The sequence below is a fragment of the Sphingorhabdus sp. genome, from assembly GCF_044239005.1.
In the GTDB taxonomy this organism is placed as follows: Bacteria; Pseudomonadota; Alphaproteobacteria; order Sphingomonadales; family Sphingomonadaceae; genus Sphingorhabdus_B.
Window position 1 is genome coordinate 1 of the sequence record NZ_JBIICH010000088.1, and the last position, 8831, is coordinate 8831.

General features: G+C 56.2%; 12 protein-coding genes. 9 read left to right on the forward strand and 3 right to left on the reverse strand.

Going from position 1 to position 8831, the window contains the following annotated elements; genetic code table 11:
* The 4 genes from ACILQA_RS07935 to ACILQA_RS07950 form a co-directional block, all read left to right on the forward strand.
* Positions 1-532: sterol desaturase family protein (locus ACILQA_RS07935; protein WP_395629209.1), on the forward strand; the 532-nt coding region annotated here is incomplete at its 5' end.
* A gap of 44 nt (positions 533-576) precedes the next feature.
* The gene (locus tag ACILQA_RS07940; RefSeq protein WP_395629210.1) at positions 577-933 is read left to right on the forward strand and encodes an ArsC family reductase; all 357 of its coding nucleotides are present in this window, start codon (positions 577-579) and stop codon (positions 931-933) included.
* 25 nt (positions 934-958) lie between these two features.
* Positions 959-2023 (forward strand): glycerophosphodiester phosphodiesterase, encoded by a 1065-nt coding sequence (locus ACILQA_RS07945; protein ID WP_395629211.1) that lies wholly within the window; start codon positions 959-961, stop codon positions 2021-2023.
* Between the two features lies 1 nt (position 2024).
* Positions 2025-2360, forward strand: a complete 336-nt coding sequence (locus ACILQA_RS07950) for a hypothetical protein (RefSeq protein WP_395629212.1) — start codon at positions 2025-2027, stop codon at positions 2358-2360.
* A gap of 18 nt (positions 2361-2378) precedes the next feature.
* Here ACILQA_RS07950 and ACILQA_RS07955 read toward each other — a convergent pair whose 3' ends face one another.
* The gene (locus ACILQA_RS07955; protein WP_395629213.1) at positions 2379-2600 is read right to left on the reverse strand and encodes a helix-turn-helix transcriptional regulator; all 222 of its coding nucleotides are present in this window, start codon (positions 2598-2600) and stop codon (positions 2379-2381) included.
* Positions 2601-2604: 4 nt separating this feature from the next.
* Positions 2605-3027 carry a hypothetical protein gene (locus tag ACILQA_RS07960; RefSeq protein ID WP_395629214.1) on the reverse strand — a complete coding sequence of 141 codons (423 nt, stop codon included), beginning with the start codon at positions 3025-3027 and terminating at the stop codon, positions 2605-2607.
* A gap of 126 nt (positions 3028-3153) precedes the next feature.
* On the opposite strand from ACILQA_RS07960, the gene panB reads away from it, so the two are divergent.
* From panB to ACILQA_RS07985, 5 genes are all read left to right on the forward strand, one after another.
* A complete protein-coding gene (gene panB / locus ACILQA_RS07965) occupies positions 3154-4020 on the forward strand; it encodes a 3-methyl-2-oxobutanoate hydroxymethyltransferase (RefSeq protein ID WP_395629215.1) in 867 nt (288 codons plus the stop codon).
* Positions 4021-4097: 77 nt separating this feature from the next.
* Positions 4098-4862, forward strand: a complete 765-nt coding sequence (locus tag ACILQA_RS07970) for a tetratricopeptide repeat protein (RefSeq protein ID WP_395629216.1) — start codon at positions 4098-4100, stop codon at positions 4860-4862.
* A gap of 2 nt (positions 4863-4864) precedes the next feature.
* Positions 4865-6208 carry a PQQ-binding-like beta-propeller repeat protein gene (locus ACILQA_RS07975; RefSeq protein WP_395629217.1) on the forward strand — a complete coding sequence of 448 codons (1344 nt, stop codon included), beginning with the start codon at positions 4865-4867 and terminating at the stop codon, positions 6206-6208.
* 23 nt (positions 6209-6231) lie between these two features.
* On the forward strand, positions 6232-7629 hold the full coding sequence (gene der, locus ACILQA_RS07980; RefSeq protein WP_395629218.1) for a ribosome biogenesis GTPase Der: 1398 nt from the start codon (positions 6232-6234) through the stop codon (positions 7627-7629).
* Between the two features lie 106 nt (positions 7630-7735).
* Positions 7736-8167 carry an Hpt domain-containing protein gene (locus tag ACILQA_RS07985; protein ID WP_395629219.1) on the forward strand — a complete coding sequence of 144 codons (432 nt, stop codon included), beginning with the start codon at positions 7736-7738 and terminating at the stop codon, positions 8165-8167.
* Here ACILQA_RS07985 and bfr read toward each other — a convergent pair whose 3' ends face one another.
* A complete protein-coding gene (gene bfr / locus ACILQA_RS07990) occupies positions 8168-8647 on the reverse strand; it encodes a bacterioferritin (RefSeq protein ID WP_395629220.1) in 480 nt (159 codons plus the stop codon).
* Between the last annotated feature and the right edge of the window lie 184 nt (positions 8648-8831).

The window sequence follows — 8831 nt, forward strand, 5'->3', positions numbered from 1 at the left end:
GCAGCACCGTGCATCGCATAGCTTCGCGTGGCTCTACAATATGCACCGTGCGCACCACAACGCCCGCTATATGAGCATCCGGTTGGTCTACCGGAACAATATTTTTTATTACGCGCTGATGCCAAGCATCTGGTTCTCGGCCGTGTTGATCTACATGGGCTTGGGTTGGGTGTTTGCTGGCTATGTTGTGGTCAAACAACTTGTGATCATCGGGGCGCATAGCGATGTGGCTTGGGATGCGAAGCTGCTCAAAATCAAATGGCTTTCGCCCGTCATGTGGGTGGTTGAACGCACGATATCGACGCCTGCTACCCACCATGCCCATCATGGGCGTCATTACAGCGACCCTGCCGTGAACTATAAAGGCAATTTCGGAAATCTGCTGTTCTTTTGGGACATTCTGTTCGGCACCGCGAAAATCACCCGCACCTATCCGCAAAGCTATGGGGTGGAAAATCTGCCAGACGCGACTTTGGGCCAACAATTGGCATGGCCATTGTTTCCTGAGGCGAAAGCCCCACAGAAAAACTAAAGGACGCGTCACCACCCCACAAAAGGCGCACCAGAAAGAAACCCATGTCACACATCACCCTCTACGGCATTCCCAATTGCGACACCGTCAAAAAGGCGCGGAATTATCTTGATGCGCGCGGCGTCGTCTTTGCCTTTCATGATTATAAAAAGGCAGGGGTGACCGAAGCGCATCTGGCGCGCTGGGTCGGCCAAGTTGGCTGGGAAAAGCTGCTGAACAAGGCAGGCACGACGTTCAAGAAATTGCCCGATGCCGACAAGGCCGATATTGATGAGGCCAAAGCCATTGCCTTGATGGTCGCCAACCCGTCGATGATCAAACGGCCCGTCGTCGAAGGCGGTACGACTTTGCTGGTGGGGTTCAAGGAATCCGAATGGGAACCGGTCTTGTCGCACAAATGAAATGCTGCGCGGCCATGAAGGCGGTATGAAAAACCTGCACGCCCTCTTCATCGCCTTATTCTTATTGCCCGCCTGCGCGACACCGGAGAGCCACGCCATGGAAAAACCCTTAAACGGCCAAGCCATCATCATCGCGCACCGCGGCGCATCAGGTGAGCGGCCCGAACACACCATCGCCAGCTACACCCGCGCGATTGAACAGGGCGCGGATTTCATCGAGCCTGACCTTGTCCTGACGAAAGACGGCGTATTGGTCGCGCGGCATGAGAATGAGATTTCGGAAACCACCGACGTGGCCGACAAGCCCGAATTTGCCGACCGCAAGACAAGCAAGACCATCGATGGTAAGAAAATGACCGGCTGGTTCACCGAAGATTTCACGCTGGCAGAGCTCAAGACCCTGCGTGCCAAGGAACGCCTGCCGCAATTGCGCAAGGACAATATGGCGTTTGACGGGCAGTTTGAAATCCCGACCTTTGAAGAGATACTGACCCTCGCCAAGGCGCATAATGTCGGCGTCTATCCCGAAACCAAGCACCCAAGCTATTTCGCGTCGATCGGCCTGCCGCATGAGGCGCCGTTGCTGGCGATGCTGACCACATTTGGCCATGTCACAAAAGACGCGCCGATTTTCATCCAATCATTTGAGGTCGAAAATCTGAAAGCGTTGCGGCCCAAGACCAAATTGCGGCTCATCCAGCTGATGGAAGAAAAGGGCAGCCCCGCCGACCGCAGCGATTTGACCTACCCACAAATGGCCACTGCCGAGGGCCTGAAAATTGTTGCGACCTATGCCGATGGCGTTGGCCCGAACAAGGCCATGGTCATCCCGCGTACACTCATCGGCAATCTGGGCACGCCCACGACGCTTGTCGCTGATGCGCATAAGGTCGGCCTTGCGGTGCACCCATGGACATTCCGCCGCGAAAATTACTTCCTGCCGCTGGCGCAAAAATCAGGCGTCGACCCGCGCGGCATTGGCGATGTTCAGGCCGAGATGAAGGCGTTTTTGGCCACGGGCATTGACGGCATATTCAGTGATAATGTTGCAGAGGCCGTGTCGGCACGGGCGAACATAATGGGAGAATGAGGTGGACGACATGTTTTCGACGCTGAAAAATGTGCTGAAACCCTATGAACCAGACTTTCAGGTAAAGCGGGATGCGGCGGACAATTATTATCTCGAAACCGTGAAGGCCGATGGCACGCCCGAGATGTTTGCAGCGGTTCAAATCAAGAAAAGCTACGTCTCGTTTCACCTGTTTCCGGTGTATCTCGAACCTTCGTTACTGGACGAAATTTCAGACGCCTTGCGCAAGCGCATGCAGGGCAAATCCTGTTTCAATTTCGGCCCGAAGCACATCATTCCGGTGGATGATATGACGTCGCTGGTTGCGCAGTGCGCGGCGTTTTCGAAGAAACGGTGACGAACAAGCCGACACCGTTTATCCGGCTTTTGCAGTCCACTGAAAAACCTCTTCAAGCGGCTTTCCAAAGACATGGGCGATGCGAAACGCGACCTCAAGCGAGGGTGAATATTTGCCCTGTTCGATGGCGGCAATGGTTTGGCGCGTGACGCCCACCTTGTCGCCCAAATCGCCCTGCGTCATCTCCCCGGCGAGGAAGCGCAGCGTTCTTATGTCGTTGGTGAAGGGTGTTTGCGCCATCGGGTCAGTAGCCACGGCGATAATAATATAACTGCGACCCCACGCGAATGAGTTCGGCAATAACCAATGTCGCGATAAGGATGGTCACGGCGTACCCATAATTGAATCCGTTGATGAGTACGAAGATATTCAGCTGAACGCCTATGGCCAATGGGTAATAGGCCAGATGGGTTCCCCTCAGATGGATGCCCTTTTCGCGTTCGTCTTCTTTCAGATCAGCGTCCTTCGGTGAGCGTATCGCAAAAAAAGCGGCCCCCGCGACCATTGGCACCAAAAAAATGATCGTCACCGGCAGTAACATCCACACCGCCGTGTACATTCCCTTGGGTGAATTCGCGATTTCCCAAGGATAGTTCAGGAAATACCAGCCGAAAGCGGACAGCAACCCGACTAACGCAATCCAGTGAATTTTCTCTCGGAAGGACATCGACAATCTCCAATGTTACATGATTCGCACTTAATGTTAGTTATTTTTAACATAGAGTCAAATATAACATACACACCGCCCGTTCTTCCTTTCGTGCGGTGCGTTTAGCGGCTAAGTCCTGCGCTTATGTCTACCAATTCAAAAACGCTCACGTTCGACACATCCACCAGCCGTGCGAACCCGACGCCTTCGCCGATGAAGCGGCTGACCGTGCCGCGCATCCGTCAGCAAAAGGGCCAAGAACCACTCGTCATGCTGACAGCGTACACCGTGCGCATGGCGCAATTGATGGATCCGCATTGCGATATGCTGCTCGTCGGCGACTCGCTGGGTCAGGTGATTTACGGCCTGCCGCATACGGTGGCGGTGACGATGGAAATGATGGCCGCGCATGGCGCAGCGGTTGTGCGTGGCAGCTATCACGCCGCCGTCATCGTCGACATGCCCTTTGGGTCTTACGAAGCCTCAGCCGAGCAGGCATTTGTGAACGCATCGCGGCTGTTGAAGGAAACCGGCGCTGCCGCGGTCAAGTTGGAAGGCGGCAAGGTTTTGGCCCCAACGGTCGAATTCCTGACGTCACGCGGCATTCCGGTGATGGCGCATGTCGGCCTGACGCCGCAAGCGGTGAACATCCTTGGCGGCTATGGCGTACGCGGCAAGAGCCCCGAAGAAGCCAAATCGATTGTCGAAGACGCAATCGCCATGTCCGATGCCGGTGCCTTTGCCATGGTGATCGAAGGCGTGCTGGAACATATCGCCATTGAAATTACGCAGAAAGTTGCCTGCCCGACGATTGGCATTGGTGCGTCTGCGCAATGCGACGGGCAAGTTTTGGTCGCCGAAGACATGCTGGGCCTTTTCGACCGCGTGCCGAAGTTCGTCAAAAAATTCGGCAATATGGGCGTCAGCGTGGAAGATGCTGTGCGCGAATATGCCGCTGGCGTGCGTGACCGCAGCTTCCCCGGACCCGAACAGCTGTATCAACCTGCGTAAAGCAGGCTGGCCTATCCAGCCAAGTCGGGCTAAGGACGGCTCCAACACATTACGACTATTTATAATCGGAGGCCCTCTTGGCTTTGACACCGACAGAACAGCGCCCTGAAAAAGACCGGAGCGGAAGCGACGAAGCGTTTTTGCGCGAAGTGGATGATGCCGTCCGCGCAAGCGATCTCACCAATTTCTGGACACGTTACGGACGCTGGTTATTGGCCGCTATTGTGGCGGGTTTGCTCGCTTTTGGTGGCTGGATTGTATATCACAATCAAAAGCAGGCTGCGGCCGATTTGCAAAGCGAACTGTTCGTGGATGCGATGGACAAATTGCGCGCCGGTCAGGAAAAAGAAGCGCGCGCGCAGCTCGCGACACTCGCCAAGGCGGACCAACCCGGATATCGCGCGATGGCGCAACTGGTCGAAGCCAATTTGCTTGGCGAAGACGGCGAGACCAAGAAAGCGGTCGCAATTTATGCAAAGGTCGCAGCAGACAGCAGCCTGCCGCAGACATTCCGCGATCTCGCGCTCATTCGTCAGGTCAGTGCCGAATTTGATTCGACCCCGCCGCAACAGGTTATTGACAGGTTGAAGCCACTTGCGACCCCCGGCCATGCATGGTTCGGCAGCGCGGGCGAACTGACGGCATTGGCCTATATAAAAATGGGTAAGGACAATTTGGCTGGCCCGATTTTTGCCCAGATTTCCAAGCAGGAGGACCTGCCGGAGTCGCTGCGTAGCCGTTCGCAACAAATGGCTGGCGCGCTTGGCGTAGATACTGTTCAGGTTGACGCAAAGCGCAATGCGGCATCGAAGGCGGATGAAACCGCCTCCAAGGGAGAGTGAAATTGAAGACTGTCACGAAGCTTTTATTGGTCCTCGCTGCATCCACCACCCTTGGCGGCTGTGCCGTTTTGGACGGCATGCGCGGCGATGCCGGAAAGAAAAATAACACCCCGACCGTCGGCAGTCGCGTCGCCATATTGGGTACCGAGCGCGATACGGACATTGATGCCGCGCTGGCCAATGTTGCGGTGACCTTGCCACCTGCAACCCTCAACGAAGCATGGGCGCAGCCCGGCGGCAACGCATCAAAATCACCTGGCCATATTGAACTGAGCCAAGGTCTGAAGCGCGTCTGGACCGCAAGCGTAAAGGGTGCAAACCCGCGCGCGCGCCTCGCCGCGAGTCCGGTGATGAGCGACGGACGGCTATATGTTGTCGACACCACGGCGCGGGTTACGGCCTTTGACGCCAACACCGGCGCGCAAATCTGGAGCAATGCGCTTGAAGTCAAAAATGATGGCAAGTCATCACGCTATGGCGGCGGCGTAAGCGCCACTGCCACCAACGTATTTGCGACCAACGGCGTTGGCGATGTTGCCTCGCTTGCCGCCGATACCGGTGCGCTTGTGTGGAAAAAACGTCCTGCCGGGCCGCTGCGCGGTGCGCCGACACTGTCCAATGGCAATCTATATGTCATGACTCAGGACAACCAGATTTACGCCTTGCGTCAAAGCGACGGTGAACCCCAATGGAACGAAGCTGGCCCCGTTGCCGCATCGGGCATCTTTGGCGTTGGCGCACCAGCGGCGGCACAAGGCACGGTCATCGCTGGCTATTCCAGCGGAGAGCTTGCCGCCTATCGTTATGAAAATGGCCGCAGCCTGTGGAGCGACACTTTGTCGCGCACGGCCATGTCGACATCGGTATCGACATTGACCGACATTGACGCCGATCCTGTCATTGACCGTGGCCGCGTCTTTGCGCTTGGCAAGGGCGGCCGCATGGCATCTTATGAACTGGTCAGCGGCCAGCGCATTTGGGAAATCAACATTGCCGGCATTTCAACACCTGTCGCCGTGGGCGAATGGGTATTTGTGATGACGGATGAGGCAAAGCTTCTGTGCGTTGCGCGTTCAAGCGGCAAGGTCCGGTGGATTTCAAAGCTTCAGCGTTTCAAAAATGAAAAGAAGAAAAAGGGCCCGATCAGCTGGTATGGCCCGGTCCTCGCCGGTGGCCGCCTGATCGTTGCCAATTCGCATGGCGCGATCTGGTCGATTTCCCCCGAAGAAGGCGCCGCCACCGAAGTATTCGACGTAAAGAATGACGTGTCGCTCGCCCCGATCGTGGCGAACAACACATTGTATATCTTGGACGATTCCGGCCGCATTTCCGCGTTCCGGGGTTAAGTCTTTAAAGGAGTAATGCCGGCATGTTGCCGACGGTAGCCATTATCGGTCGGCCCAATGTCGGCAAGTCCACTTTGTTCAACCGTTTGGTTGGCAAGAAGCTGGCGCTTGTCGACGATACGCCTGGCGTCACGCGCGACCGGCGTGAGGGCCAAGGTCGCTTGTTCGATCTTGAATTCACCATTGTCGATACCGCAGGTTATGAGGATGAAGATCCCGATACCCTGCCCGGCCGGATGCGCATGCAAACCGAGGCCGCGATTGCCGGCGCGCAGGTTGCGTTGTTCCTGATCGACGGTCGTGTCGGCGTCACCCCGCTCGATGAAGAAATCGCCCGTTGGCTGCGCAGCAGCGCGACACCCGTCGTGCTGGCCGTGAACAAGGCCGAAGGCAAGCAGGGCGATAACGGCATATTGGAAAGCTACGCACTTGGCTTTGGCGAGCCAATTGCGATCAGCGGCGAACATGGCGAAGGCATGGCCGACCTGTTCCAATCGCTGTTGCCGCATATTGACGGCGGTGCCTTTGAAGTGCCCGACCCCGAAGCCCCTGACGCGATATTGAAACTGGCCATTGTTGGCCGCCCGAACGCAGGCAAATCAACGCTCATCAACAAGATTTTGGGCGAGAACCGCTTGATTACCGGCCCTGAGGCAGGGATTACCCGCGACAGTATTTCGGTGGACTGGGTCTGGAACGACCCAAGCCCGAAAGAGCGCGAGCCCGATGAAGAAGGCAATATTCCGCCGATGCTGACCGAACGGCGCGTGCGCCTGATCGATACGGCAGGGATGCGCAAGCGCGCCAAGGTGCAGGACAAGCTTGAAAAGCTGTCGGTGGCCGACGCCCGCCATGCCATCGATTTTGCTGAGGTCGTCGTGCTGCTTTTGGACGCAACCAAAGGTTTGGAAGTCCAAGACCTGAAAATTGCCGACCATGTCATTCAAGAAGGCCGCGCGCTGATTGTCGCCATTAACAAATGGGACGTGGCCGTCGATGGTGGCAGCCTGTTCAAAGGGATCCGCGGCGCGCTGGATGAAGGCCTGTCGCAGTTAAAGGGCGTTCCGATGATCGCCGTATCTGCGCTGACCGGCAAGGGGCTGGACCAGATGATTTCGGCGGCGTTTGACGCGCGAGAGGCATGGAACAAGCGCGTGCCCACCGGCATACTCAACCGCTGGTTCGAAGCCGCGATTTCGGCAAACCCGCCACCTGCCCCCGGCGGCAAGCGGATCAAATTGCGGTACATGACGCAGGCGCGCAACCGCCCGCCGACGTTCGTGATTTTCGGCAACCGGACCGACGAATTGCCCGCCAGCTATGCGCGCTATTTGCTCAACGGTATTCGCCGCGATTTGGATTTCGGTGCGGTGCCCGTGCGCATCAATTTCCGTTCATCAAAGAACCCGTTCGCGGATTAAGCACGCACGCAGCGCGGTCTGGCAAACAGACTATGTCAACGCTCTGTTTACTTCTGCCGATGTATTATCGTGCCGGACCGTATTTCCGTGTCCCGGGAGCGAATAGTTGACCAACGATCCGGATGGACTGATTGACTGGAAAGCCTTTGGCGAAACCCGCAGCCTATTGGGTGCAGGCTTTGTGCGCATATTGGGCTATTTCCTTGAAGACGGCACGAAATCGGTGGCCGCAATCGAAGAGGCCATGCGCCTGAAGGATTCGGCAAAGCTGGTGATGCCTGCGCACACGTTAAAAGGCGAGGCATGGCAATTTGGCGCGAATCGCTTGGCATTGTTGGCCGAAGAAATTGAAGTCGCCGCCCGGCATTATGTCGAAATCCAGATCGACCCGTCTGAACTTGTTGAAAAGGTCGTTCACCTGCGTCCGCTGTTCGAAGCGACAGTGTCGGCACTCGAAGCCGAAACCAGTCCCTTGGTCGAGCGCCGTCCGGTCGCGGCCGCCCAACGCAACGCCCTTGGCGGAATGCGCTTGGGCTGATTAATCTTCGGACGGTTGCGACTGCAACTGAACGTAGTTTTCCATGCCCATGCGTGCGATCATGTCGAACTGCTTTTCCAGCACGTCAACATGCTCTTCTTCGTTCTCAAGAATTTCGGCAAACAGATCGCGGCTGACATAATCCCGAACAGCTTCGCAGTGCGCGATGGCATCTTTCAGTTGCGACAGAGCTTCATACTCAAGCTCTAAATCGGCTTTCAGGATTTCTTCGACCGTTTCACCAATGCGCAAGCGCCCGAGAAGCTGAAAATTGGGCAACCCGTCCAAGAACAGGATGCGCTCCGCCAGCTTGTCGGCATGCTTCATCTCGTCAATCGACTCATGCCGTTCAAAATGTGCCAGTTTGGAAACGCCCCAATTGTCGAGCATACGATAATGCAGCCAATATTGGTTCACGGCGGTCAATTCATTTTTGAGCGCCTCATTTAGATACTCAATGACCTTTGCATCACCCTTCATGGCACAATCCTTTATTGTTTATCGAATCAAGATAGCGTGAAATATGCCCCAGTTGAAGGCGAAAAGTGCCGTGAAACCGCCAATTATCGGATAGCTAATGCTACGCGGTCGCAGGTCCGGCGCTGATAATATTTCGGGCAAAGGTCAGGCACTGGCCGCATTTCGGTTTGCGACCAAGGCGCGC

Excerpts from the sequence above, each read along its gene's own strand:
- ACILQA_RS07940 (WP_395629210.1), top strand. The coding sequence starts at position 577 with ATGTCACACATCACCCTCTACGGCATTCCCAATTGCGACACCGTCAAA.
- ACILQA_RS07945 (WP_395629211.1), top strand. The coding sequence starts at position 959 with ATGAAAAACCTGCACGCCCTCTTCATCGCCTTATTCTTATTGCCCGCC.
- ACILQA_RS07955 (WP_395629213.1), bottom strand. The coding sequence starts at position 2,600 with ATGGCGCAAACACCCTTCACCAACGACATAAGAACGCTGCGCTTCCTC.
- ACILQA_RS07960 (WP_395629214.1), bottom strand. The coding sequence starts at position 3,027 with ATGTCCTTCCGAGAGAAAATTCACTGGATTGCGTTAGTCGGGTTGCTG.
- panB (WP_395629215.1), top strand. The coding sequence starts at position 3,154 with ATGTCTACCAATTCAAAAACGCTCACGTTCGACACATCCACCAGCCGT.
- der (WP_395629218.1), top strand. The coding sequence starts at position 6,232 with ATGTTGCCGACGGTAGCCATTATCGGTCGGCCCAATGTCGGCAAGTCC.
- bfr (WP_395629220.1), bottom strand. The coding sequence starts at position 8,647 with ATGAAGGGTGATGCAAAGGTCATTGAGTATCTAAATGAGGCGCTCAAA.